The 15,753-nt window shown below is 50.5% G+C and carries 18 protein-coding genes and 1 pseudogene; 14 read left to right on the forward strand and 5 right to left on the reverse strand.

Annotation, left to right across the window (positions count from 1 at the left end; all coding sequences use genetic code 11):
- From ACO0LG_RS29135 to ACO0LG_RS29160, 6 genes are all read left to right on the forward strand, one after another.
- A partial coding sequence (locus ACO0LG_RS29135) for a hypothetical protein (RefSeq protein WP_423032049.1) occupies nucleotides 1–420 on the forward strand: 420 nt, incomplete at its 5' end.
- A gap of 162 nt (nucleotides 421–582) precedes the next feature.
- Nucleotides 583–1,257: a response regulator gene (locus tag ACO0LG_RS29140; protein ID WP_423032051.1), complete on the forward strand. Its 675-nt coding sequence runs from the start codon at nucleotides 583–585 to the stop codon at nucleotides 1,255–1,257.
- Entirely contained in the window at nucleotides 1,257–2,693 is a 1,437-nt protein-coding gene (locus ACO0LG_RS29145; RefSeq protein WP_423032053.1) for a sensor histidine kinase, read from the forward strand. The genes ACO0LG_RS29140 and ACO0LG_RS29145 overlap by 1 nt, the downstream gene beginning before the upstream one ends.
- A gap of 92 nt (nucleotides 2,694–2,785) precedes the next feature.
- Complete coding sequence (locus tag ACO0LG_RS29150) at nucleotides 2,786–3,100, forward strand: metal-sensitive transcriptional regulator (protein ID WP_162044126.1); 315 nt, start codon at nucleotides 2,786–2,788, stop codon at nucleotides 3,098–3,100.
- Nucleotides 3,101–3,129: 29 nt separating this feature from the next.
- On the forward strand, nucleotides 3,130–3,978 hold the full coding sequence (locus tag ACO0LG_RS29155) for a substrate-binding periplasmic protein (protein WP_423032055.1): 849 nt from the start codon (nucleotides 3,130–3,132) through the stop codon (nucleotides 3,976–3,978).
- Between the two features lie 211 nt (nucleotides 3,979–4,189).
- On the forward strand, nucleotides 4,190–4,432 hold the full coding sequence (locus ACO0LG_RS29160) for a hypothetical protein (protein ID WP_423032057.1): 243 nt from the start codon (nucleotides 4,190–4,192) through the stop codon (nucleotides 4,430–4,432).
- A 158-nt stretch (nucleotides 4,433–4,590) separates the two neighbouring features.
- On the opposite strand, the gene ACO0LG_RS29165 is transcribed toward ACO0LG_RS29160, so the two are convergent.
- Complete coding sequence (locus ACO0LG_RS29165; RefSeq protein ID WP_423032059.1) at nucleotides 4,591–5,190, reverse strand: TetR/AcrR family transcriptional regulator; 600 nt, start codon at nucleotides 5,188–5,190, stop codon at nucleotides 4,591–4,593.
- Between the two features lie 87 nt (nucleotides 5,191–5,277).
- Here ACO0LG_RS29165 and ACO0LG_RS29170 point away from each other — a divergent pair, with 87 nt between their 5' ends.
- Nucleotides 5,278–6,381 (forward strand): aldo/keto reductase, encoded by a 1,104-nt coding sequence (locus ACO0LG_RS29170; protein WP_423032061.1) that lies wholly within the window; start codon nucleotides 5,278–5,280, stop codon nucleotides 6,379–6,381.
- A gap of 180 nt (nucleotides 6,382–6,561) precedes the next feature.
- On the opposite strand, the gene ACO0LG_RS29175 is transcribed toward ACO0LG_RS29170, so the two are convergent.
- Nucleotides 6,562–8,115: a DUF4080 domain-containing protein gene (locus ACO0LG_RS29175; protein ID WP_423032063.1), complete on the reverse strand. Its 1,554-nt coding sequence runs from the start codon at nucleotides 8,113–8,115 to the stop codon at nucleotides 6,562–6,564.
- Between the two features lie 782 nt (nucleotides 8,116–8,897).
- On the opposite strand from ACO0LG_RS29175, the gene ACO0LG_RS29180 reads away from it, so the two are divergent.
- Nucleotides 8,898–9,218, forward strand: a complete 321-nt coding sequence (locus ACO0LG_RS29180; protein ID WP_423032065.1) for a hypothetical protein — start codon at nucleotides 8,898–8,900, stop codon at nucleotides 9,216–9,218.
- Nucleotides 9,219–9,385: 167 nt separating this feature from the next.
- Here ACO0LG_RS29180 and ACO0LG_RS29185 read toward each other — a convergent pair whose 3' ends face one another.
- Nucleotides 9,386–10,405 (reverse strand): HDOD domain-containing protein, encoded by a 1,020-nt coding sequence (locus tag ACO0LG_RS29185; RefSeq protein ID WP_423032067.1) that lies wholly within the window; start codon nucleotides 10,403–10,405, stop codon nucleotides 9,386–9,388.
- 258 nt (nucleotides 10,406–10,663) lie between these two features.
- Between ACO0LG_RS29185 and ACO0LG_RS29190 the strand changes: the two genes are divergently transcribed.
- The 5 genes from ACO0LG_RS29190 (at nucleotide 10,664) to ACO0LG_RS29210 (ending at nucleotide 13,674) form a co-directional block, all read left to right on the forward strand.
- Nucleotides 10,664–11,683 carry an alpha/beta hydrolase gene (locus tag ACO0LG_RS29190; protein WP_423032069.1) on the forward strand — a complete coding sequence of 340 codons (1,020 nt, stop codon included), beginning with the start codon at nucleotides 10,664–10,666 and terminating at the stop codon, nucleotides 11,681–11,683.
- A complete protein-coding gene (locus tag ACO0LG_RS29195; RefSeq protein WP_423032071.1) occupies nucleotides 11,680–12,057 on the forward strand; it encodes a type II toxin-antitoxin system PemK/MazF family toxin in 378 nt (125 codons plus the stop codon). Before ACO0LG_RS29190 ends, ACO0LG_RS29195 begins: the two co-directional genes overlap by 4 nt.
- Before the next feature lie 18 nt (nucleotides 12,058–12,075).
- The gene (locus ACO0LG_RS29200; protein WP_423032073.1) at nucleotides 12,076–12,393 is read left to right on the forward strand and encodes a hypothetical protein; all 318 of its coding nucleotides are present in this window, start codon (nucleotides 12,076–12,078) and stop codon (nucleotides 12,391–12,393) included.
- Nucleotides 12,394–12,507: 114 nt separating this feature from the next.
- Nucleotides 12,508–13,329 (forward strand): NIPSNAP family protein, encoded by an 822-nt coding sequence (locus ACO0LG_RS29205; protein ID WP_423032075.1) that lies wholly within the window; start codon nucleotides 12,508–12,510, stop codon nucleotides 13,327–13,329.
- A 30-nt stretch (nucleotides 13,330–13,359) separates the two neighbouring features.
- On the forward strand, nucleotides 13,360–13,674 hold the full coding sequence (locus ACO0LG_RS29210) for a hypothetical protein (RefSeq protein WP_423032077.1): 315 nt from the start codon (nucleotides 13,360–13,362) through the stop codon (nucleotides 13,672–13,674).
- Nucleotides 13,675–13,681: 7 nt separating this feature from the next.
- Here the strand turns inward: ACO0LG_RS29210 and ACO0LG_RS29215 are convergent, their stop codons facing one another.
- Entirely contained in the window at nucleotides 13,682–15,070 is a 1,389-nt protein-coding gene (locus tag ACO0LG_RS29215) for a glycoside hydrolase family 18 protein (RefSeq protein WP_423032079.1), read from the reverse strand.
- A 165-nt stretch (nucleotides 15,071–15,235) separates the two neighbouring features.
- Between ACO0LG_RS29215 and ACO0LG_RS29220 the strand changes: the two genes are divergently transcribed.
- Nucleotides 15,236–15,448, forward strand: a complete 213-nt coding sequence (locus tag ACO0LG_RS29220) for a SlyX family protein (RefSeq protein ID WP_423032081.1) — start codon at nucleotides 15,236–15,238, stop codon at nucleotides 15,446–15,448.
- Between the two features lie 145 nt (nucleotides 15,449–15,593).
- On the opposite strand, the pseudogene ACO0LG_RS29225 reads toward ACO0LG_RS29220, so the two are convergent.
- Nucleotides 15,594–15,753 (reverse strand): annotated as a pseudogene (locus ACO0LG_RS29225) (peptidase M20); the annotation flags it as partial.

Consider the following 15,753-nt stretch of genomic DNA (forward strand, 5'->3'; position numbering starts at 1 on the left):
TTCGTCAATGTCCATTCAGGGATTTTAATTATTTTCACGAATCAAAAGTTAACATCACTATCGTCTGTTTACAAGAAATTTCTGTCAAATGTGAATTTGTCAGGAAAGATGTGGGTAATGATCAGCCCTAAAGGGGGTTCCCGTTTGCGCAGTACAAAAAATGGGAAATGCCCGAAACTTGCCTGCGGCCTTGCTTTAGGAACATGCGCTTGCAAGCGCATGCCGTTACGCAGGCGTGCAGCATGCTGCACGAAATCCCTGCTACACCTCAAACAACGGTCATTTCTTTTTCCATTTTCTGTACCGCACAAACGGCGGCTACACATGGGAACTGCAAACGTCAAAAACAACGACAACCCCAAAGTCAACCCCAAAGTCAAATCCAACAGCAACACCCACCTCGCCACGTCCACTCCTTAGAAAATTACCGAAAAAACAATCCCATCAATACAAACAGCATTGTCATTTTGATTTCCCATTCCCACATAGACTGCCCTTTTCTTGTCAGAAATAGTCAACAGATAGTGACGCTTTTGAATCAGGCTGGTAGCCTAGTGGGTATCTGGAGTGAACAGGCTGTGTATGCGCATACTATTAGTTGAAGATCATATCGAGTTGTCCCATTGGCTGGCCAAGGCCTTGCGTGATGCGCATTTGACGGTGGAAACTGCCATGAATGGGGCGGATGCCGATGCGCTCTTGCATACGCAGGAATATGCGCTGGTCATTCTCGACCTGAGCCTGCCAAAAATGGATGGCATGGATGTGCTGAAGCGCATGCGCGCGCGCGGTAGCAAGACGCCTGTGCTGATCTTGACGGCTCGGGGTGGCTTGAATGACAGGGTGCAGGGTTTGAATTCCGGTGCCGATGATTACCTGCCCAAACCGTTTGAGCTGGCCGAACTGGAGGCGCGTGTCAAAGCTTTGCTGCGTCGTGCCCAGGGTAATGAAGCGGTGACCCTGACTTGTGGTGCACTGAGCTTTGATACCGTGATACGGCAGTTTCATTATGACGGACAGCCATTGTCGCTGACGCCGCGTGAATATGCGGTGCTGGAAACCCTGATCAGCCGACCTGGTCAGGCAGTATCCAAGGACAAGCTGTTCGATGAAGTGTTTGCCCTGGATGATGATGCCAATCTTGATGCCATAGAAATCTATATCCACCGCCTGCGCAAGAAACTCGATACCGTCAGCACCGGCAAGGTTGTCATCGTCACGCTACGCGGGATAGGTTATCTGCTGGAAGCACGCTGATGGAGCGGCCTTACCGACTGGGGAGTTTGCGCGGCCAATTCTTGCGCTGGTTATTGATACCCCTGGTCTTGCTGGTGGCCTTGAATGCTTTTTCGGTTTATCGCAATGCCCTTGATGCAGCTGACCTGGCTTATGACCGCTCCTTGCTGTCTTCGGCAAGGGCACTGGCAGAAAGGGTGCAGATCGTTGATGGCAAGGTGGTGGCGAATGTACCCTATGTTGCACTCGACAGTTTTGAAACCGATACCCTGGGGCGTTTGTATTACAAGGTCACCGGCGTCAATGGCGAGTTTGTTTCTGGCTATGAAGATTTGCCGGATTTGCCAAAAAATGTACCGCGTTCTGAAATTTACCCTGCCCTGGTACATTTCTTCCATGCAGATTACCAGGATCAGCCTGTGCGCATCGCCGCCCTGCACCAGCCTGTATATGACGACCAGATGCGTGGCATTGCCCTCATAGAAGTGGGTGAAACCCTGGATGCGCGGCGCGGCCTGTCGCGCAAAATTCTCATCGATACCCTGTTGCGCCAGGCTGCGCTGGTGCTGGCGGTGGCACTCATGGTCTGGGTGGCTTTGCGGTTTGTACTGGCCCCCATTATGCAATTGCGTGCCGATGTAGAGGCGCGTGAACCAACGGATTTATCTGGCTTTGACCCGAATGTCGTGCACAAGGAAATACGCCCGCTGGTGAACGCCATGAACGCTTATATGGAAAGGCTACAGACCCTGATCAACGGGCAAAAACGTTTTATCGCCGATGCCTCGCACCAGTTGCGTACACCACTGACGGTATTGAAAACCCAGGCCGAACTGGCGCTGCGTGAAAACGATGTAGCCGCCATGCGCCAGATCGTCGCCAGCATTGCCCAGACCACCGATGCCACAGTGCATCTGGCAAATCGCTTGCTGACACTGGCACGTACCGGTCATGGTGCGGCAGCGGCTGAGCTCGACGATATCTTGCTGAACCAGCTGGCGCAAGAGGTCTGCCTGGAACTCGCCATGCCAGCCGTGCGCAAGCAACTGGATCTGGCGCTGGAGGCAGATTTGGCCATCCCTTATCGTGGCAATACCTTGTTGCTGCATGAAATGCTCAGCAACCTGCTCGACAATGCCATCCGCTACACCCCCGAAGGTGGCCGCATCGTATTGCGTGTGTATCAAGAGGATGGCCAGGCGCATATTGATATCCAGGATACCGGACCGGGCATCACAGAGGCCGAACGTGAAAAAGTATTCGAGCCCTTTTACCGCGCCTCTGCCAGCTCCATTGCCAATCCTGGCGGCACCGGTCTGGGGCTGTGCATAGTGCACGATATAGTCAAATTGCATGGCGGTGACATCAGCCTGTCAGATGGCAGCCTGGCCACGACATCAGAGGCACGCGGTTTGTGCGTGCATATCTGTTTCCCCTTGCCTGCGCGACTGGTGTAGCATACTAGGTAGTAGTATGTGACATGGTTCAACAGGTTTTAGCAAAAAACTCAGCATCAAACTCAAATGCATCAACGCGAAGGAGCATTTTCATGGCAGATACTCCCCCACTAAAGATAGTGCAAGGCACGGCTTTAAACGATCAGCAGAAAAAAGACCTGCTGCACCGTCTGGCCAGGGTGGAAGGACAATTGCGCGGTGTGCAAAAACTCATCGCCAAGGCAGCGGTACCCGCTGATTGTGAGGCAGTAGCGCAACAGATGTCAGCTGCCCGCAAGGCGCTGGACCGTTCTTTTGTGACTTTGCTGACCAGTGCAGTGGTCACTCATGCAGAAAAGGCCGAGACGACGGAAGAAGCGGTCGCCAGTACCCGGCGCCTGGCGTCCTTGCTGGAAAAATTCGCCTGATGCTGGACTAAACTTACATCAAGCACCACATGTCCATCCTGGCAAAAGCAGTAGAGGGCAAATATATCTGCTGGATCTGGCAGCCAGTGCCGCTGGGTGTGCGTTTGCTGCTCTTGTCCTTTGCCCTGTTTGTTGCCATTCCTGGTACGGCGACAGAAGCAGCAAAGCAGGAAAAACTCGTGTTGCTCATACGTGAGTTGCGTAACGAAGCCGGTGAGATCGTCCCGATACGCGATGAAATTCGCCAACTGCTGAATTATGTTGAACATCAGCAGCAAATCAAATTTGAAATTCGCCGCTATCCCTGGACGCGCTTGCTGGTGAACGCCAAAAATGGCGAGGGCATCGTTTTTGGGCTCTCAAAAAACCGCGAACGTTTGCAGGTCTATCAGTTTTCTGAAGCCATTTACGCCAACTATGTCTGGCTGGTGACGCGCAGCGATGCCGGCTTTACTTATAACAATATGCTGGACCTGAAAGGCAAGACCGTTGGCGTCATCCGCGGTACCAGCTATGGTGATGAATTCGACAGCCAGCGCAATGTCTTGTTTCAGGTGGAAGAAGACGTGGGCTCACATGGCGCACGCCTGAAAAAACTCATCAATAAAAGAATGGATGTGATGATCTTTGGTGACCGCCGTCCCCAGGCAGGCGAGGTAGAACAGTTATTGATACGCATCCTGCGCAAAGAATTGAGCACCAGCGACAAAGTCCTGGAGCAAGCATTCAAAGTCTTGCCCAAACCCATGCTGGTCGATGAATTGCATTTCGCTGCGGCTGGTGTGCAGTATGAAGAATGGATACGTAAGCTCAATGCAGCGATACTGGCAGGCAGGAAATCTGGCGAGATCAGCCGCATACTGATCAGCGATAAATAAGTGCATGCAAGCGCCCGCCTATCAAATTGAGGAAATGAATGTGCAAGTTTTAATGTTTGAAAGTATCTGCCGCAACTTGCCAGGTAATGCAAATTGGATAGGCCGTTTTTATAAGCAATGAGCAGAACACGGAATTTGGAATACAAAAGAATTCTGGCTGTTGCATCGCGATCTTGTCCTTGCTGCAAATAAATTGAGAAATGTAGAGTCAATGGACAAAAAATTTGCATTGAAAATAGTAAAGCTGCGGTCAAATGTAGACAGATTATTCGCTGCTCATTTTGATGAAAATGACGTTTTCAAAATTCTTGCTATAGACAATGAGTTGGGCACTGTATTGAACATTGATGAACTGCACGCATTCAAAGAAAGATTTGATCTGGCAGTAACAGGCGTATTCTCTGGAGAGATTTTCCCTGAACACACATTCGAATTAGTTAATCCATTGCTGTGATGTATGGTTTGGCAATTCAATAAATGCAGTAGCATTTATGTGCCTGGTAAGGTATGCGCATCATTATGCTATTCATTCAATAGTAGGGAAATCAGTCCAATAATCTGCCAGCTATCATTAACTCGGTCAACATCAGCATACAGATGCTGGAATCGGTATCACGGCCAAATTCTCATTGCAGTCTCAACTACCTTAAGTAATTTGTCGCGCGTAGCACCATCTCTTGCCAGTGTTGACATACCTTGAATGATGGACATGGTGAGTGCCGCCAGTCCGTCGGCATCTGTTTCAGCAGGCATTTGCTTGCTTTTTATGGAACCCGTAATCTTCTCCCGGAGTTGTGTTTCTATTCCATGCCGGATTTTTGCCAATTCCACTTTGACGTCATCGGCGGCAACCGAGCAACTGATCGCCGAACTTGCCAATAGGCAGCCAGCGGGGGTGTCCTTGCCAGTGAATCCGATTGCTGCTGCGTTCAGTAAACCCAGTGCGGCCTCACGTGCTGTGGCAGCTTCATTGATAATTGTCCCGGACGTCACTGGCCCTGATAAGTAAAGGGCGATGGCATTTAAGAATAATCCCTTCTTGTCGCCGAATGCAGAGTAGATGCTTGACGGAGTTACCTCCAGGGCTGTGGTCAAGTCGTTCAATGAGGTTGCTTCGTAACCGTGCTGCCAGAACAGCATCATGGCTTTTTGCAATGCTATATCCCGGTCAAATGATAATGGCCGGCCTTTCTTGCGGGGAATCATTTTCATATATTTGTAGCGATCACTAGTAAATTAATTGCATTCTTGAGAAATCCGGGCTATGATTTTCCTATCAATCACTCGGAAAGTAAAGTTATGCCACTCACAGACTACCGCACTCTTGGGCGTTCTGGCCTTGTCGTCAGCCCATTTTGCCTGGGGAGTATGACTTTTGGCACTGCCCGCTGGGGTTCCGGTGAAGAGGCATCCCGTGCCGTATTCAATGTTTATGTAGAAGCCGGGGGTAACTTCATTGATACTGCAGATGTCTATTCAAGTGGCCGTAGTGAAGAGATGCTGGGCAGGTTTATTCAAGAGCAATCACTACGAGACCGTGTTGTGCTTGCGACCAAGTCTGGTTTTGCAGATGGGCATGGGCCCCATGCTGGAGGCAATGGGGCAAAGCACATACACACTGCCCTTGAGGGATCGTTGCGGCGCTTGCGCACTGATTACATCGATATGTATTGGATACACGTTTGGGATTCTGTCACACCGGCAGAAGAGCTGCTTGAGACTATGGCAGCACTTGTCCGTTCAGGCAAAATTCGATATTGGGGCTTGTCTAACACGCCAGCCTGGTATATCGCTAAACTGGCGACGCTGGCACAAGTGCGGGGTGTGCCTGGTCCGATTGCGCTGCAATACTTTTACTCGCTTGCTAACCGTGACATCGAAGATGAGTATGTGCCGATGGCTGCGGAATTTGGCATGGGTATAGTGCCATGGAGTCCGCTTGCATTTGGTCTGCTGACCGGGAAATACGACCGTACTGTAGTTGAAGCTTCTGCACCCAGAGCCGGAGGATTGCCACGAGAGGTAGCTAAAGAAGGTGAGCAGAGAGCAGAGGGGGACAAGCGGCTGGATGGTGCCAACCCTTTCGGTGATTCCCTCTTCACCGATAAAAATTGGGAAATTGTGAACACGTTGAAGAGGCTAGCCACCGAAACCGGATTGAGTTCCACGCAAATCGCCTTATCCTGGATAACGGGCCAGCGCAGCGTGACATCGACTTTAATGGGGGTAAGCCGCATGGAGCAGGTATCTGCTAACGTAGCAGCCTTGGAAGTCGTCTTGTCGCCTGAACATAGAAAAGCGCTTGATGAAGTCAGCGCACCTGATCAAAAAATGCTTTACAGCCTTTTTACTCCCTTGCTTCGCCAGCATGCTGTCTTTGGCGGCAGCACTGTGCGGGCCTAGCTCTGATGAAACATGACGTCAGACTGACATACTGGAGATGCCGGGTTTTGGAGTGCAATCCAATTTATCACACTCAATGAAGACTTCTCTAATTCGGTGCAAGGTGTGTTTGAGTTCCAAGTAATCCGCCAGTAAGCTCCCGACCCAGGCCGGATGATTGAGATCGGAACTTCGCATATCTCAAGCTGCCAGATGGCGCGCCTGTCTTTGCGGCAAAGCCTTTGCCACAACTTCTCTGGCAGCTTCTTTCCTGGTCTGTCTTTGTGGCGCTGATGGATCAGCTTTGTTGCCTTGCCGGTGCATGGCTAGACCGGCGTAGTCATGGGATGCCGCTGCTTGCACTGCTTCACTGCTTGCGCCGTGCACTTCCAGCAGCCACTTGTTGACGAGGGCTGCCAGTTTGTCGAGGGCGATGCGGTGCGTCGCATCTGTATTGACGAACAGCCAGTCTGACAAGGCGATGAAATTTTCAAAGGCAGTGTCTGCCAGTATCAGGGGCAGGCTGTGTGAGAAACGTCCTGAATTGGCAATCATGTCCCAGTAGCGGGCAAACCTGATGAGCCTTTGCATATCGCCAAAGGCAATGTCCTTGTTGGCAAGGATGGTGTAAGGCGGTTGCGGGTCAAACGCCAGTTGGTAGGCTTCTGTGTGACGGATAATCGGTGTGCCGCGCAGGCGCTTCAATATGCCGAACTGGATTTCATGCGGGCCCAAGGCCACCAGCTTGTTAAAGCCCGCGGCAAAACTCTCCATCGTTTCACCCGGTAAGCCAGCAATCAAATCCACATGCAAATGCGCGTGTGAATGTTCGCACAGCCAGCGTATGTTCTCGGCAGCTTTTTCATTGTTTTGCTTGCGGCTGATGAGGGCTTGTACATCGGTATTAAAACTTTGTATGCCAATCTCGAATTGCAGACTGCCTTCCGGGAATTTTTGTATGCCCTCTTTCAAGGCATCAGGTAAATGATCAGGCACCACTTCAAAATGGGCGAATACTGGGTCATGCGGAGCTGCCTCCAGTTTATCGAGAAAGAACTGCATGATCTTCAAACTGGTTTTGATATTCAGGTTGAAGGTGCGGTCAACAAACTTGAACAGCCTTGCGCCACGCTGGTACAGCACTTCCATCTCTTGCAAAAATTGGTCTATATCAAACGGCCAGGCCGTTTTGTCGAGTGCCGACAGGCAGAATTCACATTTGAAGGGGCAGCCGCGTGAAGCCTCTACATACAGGGTGCGGTGACGGATGTCCTGATCGCTATACAAGTGATAAGGTAATTGTATGTCGGCCATAGGTGGTTGCAGACCTGCATGCACCTTCATCAATGGTTGCGGGCCGTGCAGGATTTGCTGGCACAGGGCAGGGAAACTGACATCGCCCCAGCCGGTAATCACATAGTCTGCCAGGCGTATGATTTCCTGATCACCAGTTTCATGTGATACCTCGGGGCCGCCGAGTATCACCACGACATCCGGCGCCACCCGTTTCAGAACAGCGACGATCTGCGTGGTTTCAACGACGTTCCAGATATACACACCAAAGCCGACGATGAATTTTTCACCGGGTTGGCGCAGCGCCAGAATTTTCTCGACGATATCTGTACTGCGCGCACCGGTGACAAATTCCTGAATCCGCGTGACTGGCTGCAACTCACCCATATTCGCAAGCAAATAGCGCAAGCCCAGTGAAGCGTGGGTATAGCGGGCGTTCAGGGTGGTAAGCAGGATGGTCATGGTACAAAAGCGGGCAGCAGCGTAAAGCGCTATTGTACGCCTGTAGTGCTGCTATGAGGCAGGCATCCTGCCGTGTATGCTTGCTTATATGTTGACCAACTTTCGGTAAGCCTTTGCGCGACGCCAGACGGTCGCGCATGCACGGTTGTTGAAAATACTATCTGGCATTGTCTGCCTGTGGCCAGGTCTGGCCTGGACGGATGTAATTACTTTATTATTTACTAACTGCTGAAGGTGACTACTGAGACGACAGTGATTGCAGCAGACTTTCAGTCAGTCAGGGCAGCAGTCAGCATAATGATAGTTGCCAGTAGTTGAGCAAAAACGATAGCGGTGATCATGTTTATTTACTTGGTTGATTAAAAACAAGGTCATGATACTGGCTGGAAACTTGTTAATCCAATCACATGATCAGATGTCCGTTATATGAAACGTGAATGTCATTGTTAAGTCATATTCTCAATTCACATGGATGTAATATGGCATTCCTTATTTGTTGTCAGGCGAGTAGCTGCTTGCACCTACAGACTTGCAGTCTGGTCTTTCTCCTCGCTTTCGCCTGTCGTGCAGGATAGTTCCAGCACTTGTCCAGGTTACCTAAGCCAGCCTGTCAGGCTCCATGCCAGCCGTTTTCCCACATTAAAATTCCCGACGAAAAAACGTTGAAGAGGTGTTTTTGACACTTCAATCTCCGTTTCCTGCATTTCGTCGCATGCCCCTCGCGGATTGACAGCGCAAGCTCTAAAGTACACACATCAACCAACCACAAAGAGGAAAACGAAATGAAAAACACGATCAACAACACATTCACATCTGGCCTGATTCTTTCTACAGCATTGCTGACAGGCGCACTGGCAATCACTGCTGCTTTTACTCAAGGTACAGCAGAAGCAAGCATGAATGTTGCCAGCGTAACGATCTCTGCAAAACGTATGACTGAAGAGCAAAAAATGGCGTATGACGCAACACAAAATGCAATGCAAACTGTGTTGATCAGCGCTAAAAGAATGACTGATGAAGAGAAGTTGGCGATGGATGAAGCTGAACAATTCCAACGTCAGCAAGTGGCACAAAAAGCCGCTCGCAAAAATATCCAGGGCTGATCAACATGTGTTTTTTGTGCGATAGCAATCGCCAGAAACGCGCGGGATGCCAGAGTCTGCAAGCGGTTTTTTTCTTGACGACAGCCCGTTTTTAAAACAAAGATTTTCGACTGCAGTACCGATCTTCTGGAAATTTTTGTTTTGAAAATGGGCCAGGAAAATAATTTCTAGGCCTCATCATTTTCCTGTGTGTGCAGCGCTGCAAAACAGCGCTGCATTTCTGCGTCTGCAGCCAGGTGCAGTTCTTCATCGTCGTCACTGATGACAGCATCGTTCACCAGCAATCTTATTTTGCTGAGGTCACTCGCCTGCTTCAACACCAGGCCCAGATCCTGTAATGGACCATCATGGCTGACCTGGTCTTTCAGGGCTTGCATGACAGCATCAGGGAAGTCCCATTCTTTGGCAATGCGGTAAGACAGGATATGTGCCATGTGTAAAAAGCGCAGGCGAAATTCCGTCGCCAGCGGCATGACTGGTGCCACCATGATCTGATCGAGGCTACGAAACGCAATGATCAGCCCTATGTTTTGCACGAGACCAGCCAGGTAGGCATGAAAGCCGTCAAGTCCGCGCTCCTGCGCCAGCAGGCGACAAGCCTGCGCACATTTGTCTGACTGTTCCCAGATCAATGGCGCAACCACGCAAGTGATTCGGCCAGACTGCAGTTGTATCAAAGGCCGGAACGCCGTGCGCGCCACCAACAAGCGCAGGCCGTTGATGCCGAGCAGGCGTATCGCATTGTCGAGACTGCTGATCTTGTCTGCCGGACTGTAATAAGAACTGTTCACTTCACTGATGATCTCGGCGACCAGGCTCACGTCCCTGCCGATATGGCTGGCCAGCTCATCACCAGAGACATTTTCATTGCGCAGGCTTTTCAACAACTGCGGCAGCACGCTGGGCACGCGCGGAATATGTCGGGCATCGCTGAAGTCTGCCCTGACCAGGCGCTCCAGTGCAATCAGCAGTGGCTTATCTGAGCCATGCTGTACCTGCTTGCCGTAAGTACCGAGCAGCCACGGGTAGAAACGCGAATCGACATCAAAGCCAGGTTGCCAGGCCCCTTCTTCGGCAACGATCTCTTCAGGTGCGCTGAAGACGGTGGCTGCCTGCAGTGCTTCTGCATCAGCCGCAGCGGACCCTATGCCCAGCCGCCGCCATAAACTGCGCAGCAAGCCTAGCACCCTGCCTCCTGCTGGCAGTGGCAAACAAAAACGAAGGGGGACAGCAGGACAGTCGCCATCATGTCTGAAGCACTCCTGTAGTGGTTGCCTGCTATAGTCGCATAAACCCAGTCTTGCATGCACGTCTGCAACACACACTTTTCCTGATAATGTTACTTTGCTTTACAAGTTGTTGCATAAATAGACTAGTGCAACAATAGCCAGATTTTCTAAGATAAGGGCTCAAGCTGGTTCACCCTGATGATATGGAGTTTCATGATGCCCCAGCCTGCAGATATAACCGCCTTGTCCCGCTATTCTTTGCAAGCGATATCCGTTTGTCTGGGCTTCCTGCTTGTTTTGCCTGTTACTTCTGTCGCTGCTGGCACCCTGCGCGACAAAATCATGGAAAGACGGCAGGAAAGAAAAGACCAGCAGGCAGAACAGGTGGCTGAAAAAAATGACATGACGGATGTAGAAACAACAGACCTGGCTCCGCAAGGCTTGCCTGCTGGTTCCAAGGTTTTACGCGATATTGCCTATGGCAACGACAAGCGCCAGACCATGGATGTATATCTGCCTGCGAATGCGGCTAGCCTAAAAGCCATGCCCGTCATTTTCATGGTACATGGAGGTGCCTGGCGTACAGGCAGCAAGACTGCCCGTGGCGTGGTAGAAAACAAGGCAGGACACTGGCTGCCTCAAGGTTATATTTTTATCTCCGCCAATTACCGCATGCTGCCCGACGTAAAACCACTGGAACAGGCCGATGATGTGGCAAAAGCCCTGGCCGCAGCACAGGGCAAGGCAGCAGAATGGGGCGGCTCAAGTCAACGTTTCATCATCATGGGCCATTCCGCCGGGGCGCATCTGGTTGCCCTGCTGGCCAGTTCACCCGCCATCGCTGCCAGAGCCGGTGCTTCTGCCTGGCTGGCGACGATCGCGCTCGACAGTGCAGCCTATGACATTGACAAGATCATGGGACAAAAACATTACCGCTTCTATGATGAAGCCTTTGGCACTGATCCCGCATACTGGCAATCCAGTTCACCCACCCTGCAATTGAAGCAGGCTGCGGCTCCCTTCATGGCGATCTGCTCCAGCATCAGGCCAGACAAGCCCTGCGCCCAGGCTGGCGTGTTTATCGACAAAGCCAAGTCGCTGGGTATGCAGGCGACGCTGCTGCCGCAAAGCCTGAGCCATGCCGATATCAATAAAAATCTGGGGCTGGATAGTGCGTATACCACCGCTGTAGATAATTTCATCAAGCCGCTCGTTGCGGCGCAGGCCAGTCTATGACAAGCAAGATCAAGCGCGGTGACATTTACTGGGCCAGCCCCGATGAAGAACGCAGTATCGTCGCTGGCCTGGCGCACCCGCATGTGGTGATACAGGATGATATCTTCAATCAGTCACGCATCACCACCACAGTCATATGTGCCCTGACCAGCAATCTAAAGCGCGTGACCGAACCGGGTAATGTCATGCTGGAATTGAGCGAAGCTGGTCTGGATAAACAAAGCGTGATCGTGGTGTCGCAGATATCTTCCATTCCTAAAAATCAACTTGGTGAATTCATAGGTCATTTGTCAGATGAGCGGGTCATGCAGATACTGGCGGGTATCAGGTTTCAGCAAAAGCCTTTTTTCAAAGATGACTGTGAAGAAAGCTGACAAGTAAAAGGCTCAGCAATGGCTTACGACCTCGTAGTTGGCAAAAGTAGCAAAGTAAAAGACGCACCGGATATCGTAGGTGGGATAGAGTTTGATGAATTGCCGCAGATTTCACGTTTATTAAAAAGGGCAGATAATTCCTTTTTACACCGCATGTCCAATCTCTTCGAAGACCAGGCATTTTCTGAAGATGAAATAGAACAGGCTTTAAGTTCTCTGTTGCCTCTGCTGCTTCTCGGCTTGCAAGCAGGTGAAAGGCAATGCTTGGAAAAACTGATTGCTGTCCTGACTTATGCAAAATGGAAGCAATCATGTCTGTATTGTGTTGCAGATTGATTTTTTAAGTCTTGCTTCTTATTAGGACTTGAATTGTCCTAATGCCATTCTATGCTGGGCTCCATGGCGTTAATTATTTCTGGTTACGCGATTAATTGTCTTGGAGAACAGCAAATGAACACCTCTGCCATTGCCCTGATGGGTGCCGCGCTATTAGGAACAGTCACTACGTCGAACACTGCTGAAGTAGCTGGCAGTGCTACCGCCGATGAATGCTGCAATATCATAGAGCTGCGCCAGTATGTGACTTATCCGGGCAAGCGGGATGCGCTGATCTCGCTGTTCGAGAAGCGCTTCATCGAATCCCAGGAAGAAACTGGCATACGCGTGCTGGGCCAGTTCCGTGATATCAATGACCCCTACCATTACACCTGGTTGCGCGGCTTCCCCAATATGGAAATGCGCAGACAGTCGCTGACGGATTTTTATTCAGGCAAGACCTGGCAGACATATCGCAATGAAGCCAATGCGACTTTGTATGACAACGATGATGTGCTGTTGTTGCGCCCTGCCTCAGCTGGCAGTGGCTTCAGGCTGGATTCCCATACCCGCCCTGCCCCCGGCAGTATTGTTCCACGTACCGGCGTCGTGGTAGCAACGGTTTACCATTTTACGCAGGAAGTGACGCCAGACTTCATCAGCAAATTCAATGAACGCTTGCTGCCCATCTTTGAGCGCCATGGGGCACATATCATGGCACGTTTTGTTACGGAAAAAAGCCGTAATACTTTTGAACGTTTGCCTGTGCGTGAGAATGTGAATGTGTTTGTCTGGTTTTCTTCTTATCCTGACCGCGCAGCTTATGAATCCTATCTGACAAAACTGGCAGGGGACGCGCTATGGCGGGATCAGGCATTTGCCGACTTGTATAAGTCACTACAACGCTGGCCTGAGATCATCATGCTGGAACCTGCGTCACGTTCGCTTTTGCCTTGATGGCAGCGGATAGAACATTCTTGCTGAAGCATGATTGTTGCACTTGTGAAGATAGCTGGCTTACTATGTGAATCCACTTATTTCAATTACATATTAATGGTTTTTCTTGTCTTCACACGCGAGGGGCTTGATGAGTTAATCTTGCTAAACACCACGGTCGCCTTGGTGATCTGGTGCGGTAGCAATGTCCTGACAGAAGCAGAATACGCTGGCCTGTCAGCTAAGAATATTTCCCGCTTTATCTATCCACTGAAAAGTCCTGCTGATACTAATTTTTCAAGTGCGTTGGATACTATTTCAGATCATCATCCAGGAAAGAAAATCTGGATAGAGAATCTATCATGAACGCCAATTATCTTTGCTGGTAACGCACCCCACCTGCAAGATCAACTTCTGGTGTCTTTTCACGCAGGTTCCTGTATAAACTGTGCAAGAGGTCAGCCTCTTCATCATCCTGCCCCAAATGCCAGAACATCGCACCGGCCAGTTTGTATTTCTTCAGGTACGCGACTTTGTACGCGAAGGACTGTTCATCGTCATAGCTGATAAAGATTTTCTTTTCAGCATTATAAATCCAGGGCACCTTAGCTTCGTCACTAAAATAGGATTTGTAACCCAGATTGGTGGCCAGCAGTTTTTTGATTTCGCCATAACCAGGCGTGCGTGGGTCCTTGCGGACGGTACATGCATCACAACCTGTCAATAGTGTTGGGTCGCCGCCATAGACGTCACCAACTGGGGTAAGATGGGTTTGGTACAGGCCATGGTTTTCACCAGCTTCTACCTGGAAGTAAGCACGTCCATAAAATGGCAGGCCCATGACCAATTTTCTGGCGGGTACTCCTGCTCGCAGATATTGCTGTACTGTCGCATCCACCGTCAGAGCCATAGTTGCAGGAAAGCGCTTTTCCAGTTCGGTCGCTGACAACGCCGGTTTGAATGCCAGCTTGCGCAAGGGGTTTTCATACATATGCTCACGCGCGTCACCAAAAAGGTGGGCGTTATGGTTAGTCTGTTTTTCCCAGGCACCGTTGAAGTCATAACTCATGAGATTGACATAATCAACCTGTGCTGCAATTTGTGGCAGTTGCAGGTAAGTACGCGCCATACTGAAAGCGCCGCCCGCTACTGCGATGGAAAGTTGATTGCCTTTTTTGGTGCGCTTCAGTTGCAGGCGCATTTCCTTGAGCAGGGCGACAAAATTCTGTGCATCTTCTGCGCGTGGATATTCCCAATCCAGATCCAGGCCATCGAAACCGTATTCAAGCATGAAAGCCACGCAGGACTCAGCCAGCTTCTTGCGGTTTTCTCCTGTTGTGGCAGCCATGCGATAGCGCCATGCCGTTGGGCTGTCATCATTGGTATAAGCCCAACCACCGATGGAAAATTGCAAACGTAAAGCGGGATTATATTTTTTCAGTCCCTGCAATTCGTGAAATATCTTGCTCGCCGCCTGCAGATTGGTCCCTTCTTCCAGCGCGCATTTGCCGTCCTCGTTTAACGTCAAAAACGAAAAATTCAAATGGGTGAGCATGCGTGCTTTTTCTGGCGTGATCGCCGATACAGGGAATGCTGTTTTGCCCTCGTCGTAACGATTGATATCATCTTTGCCCATTGCATAATAAGCCATGAGCACTGGCGCGCCTGCATCCTTTGCATGAACGGCTGAAGCGGAACATAAGACCAGTATGCCGGACAGGCATGACAGCAAGAGGTGAGAGGGTAGCTTGGCGATTTTCATGCCTATAGCATGCAAGCAGGGGCAAAGCAGGTCAACAGGTTTTTATTTGGCATCCAATTGACACATACCACTTGCACGATCAGCTTCTCAGCCGGACATAACAGTCCACTGGAATACCAGACTGGTATGGCATACTGTAGGCCTACTTTGAAAGAAAGCTGCAACATGACGACAGAAGAAAGACTCATAGACCTGGAAATACGCCTGACCCGTCAGGACGACCTGGTTGATACTCTGAACACCCAGGTATATCGCCAGCAAAAGAAAATCGATGAACTTGAAGCGTTGTGCGCAGCGATGGTGGCGCGCATACGGGAAGTGGCTGTGACCGCGAGCCAGCGTACTGCGGTAGTGGACGAGAGGCCGCCACATTATTGAGAATGCTTGAAGCGAGTGCAATAATCAAGAGCCTCGGTGCTTGATCAACTGCAATCTCAAATTAGTCGCTCCAGCGCAGGCTGGAGCGTAGTGGCGTTCATCGCATACCGTGGTTTAACTGGCATGCGATGAACGCCACCCTGCGTCACACCAGCAAATCTGCCAGACTACGTGCAATCACCTTGGTGGCTTTGCGTAAATCTTCCAGACTCAAACGCTCATCTGCACGTTTGGCATGGGACTCCAGCACGGTACGTGGCCCTGCGCCATAAATGACACCAGGTATGCCCGCTTCCGAGAACAGG

The organism is Undibacterium sp. Ji42W (assembly GCF_049340405.1).
Classification (GTDB): Bacteria; Pseudomonadota; Gammaproteobacteria; order Burkholderiales; family Burkholderiaceae_D; genus Undibacterium.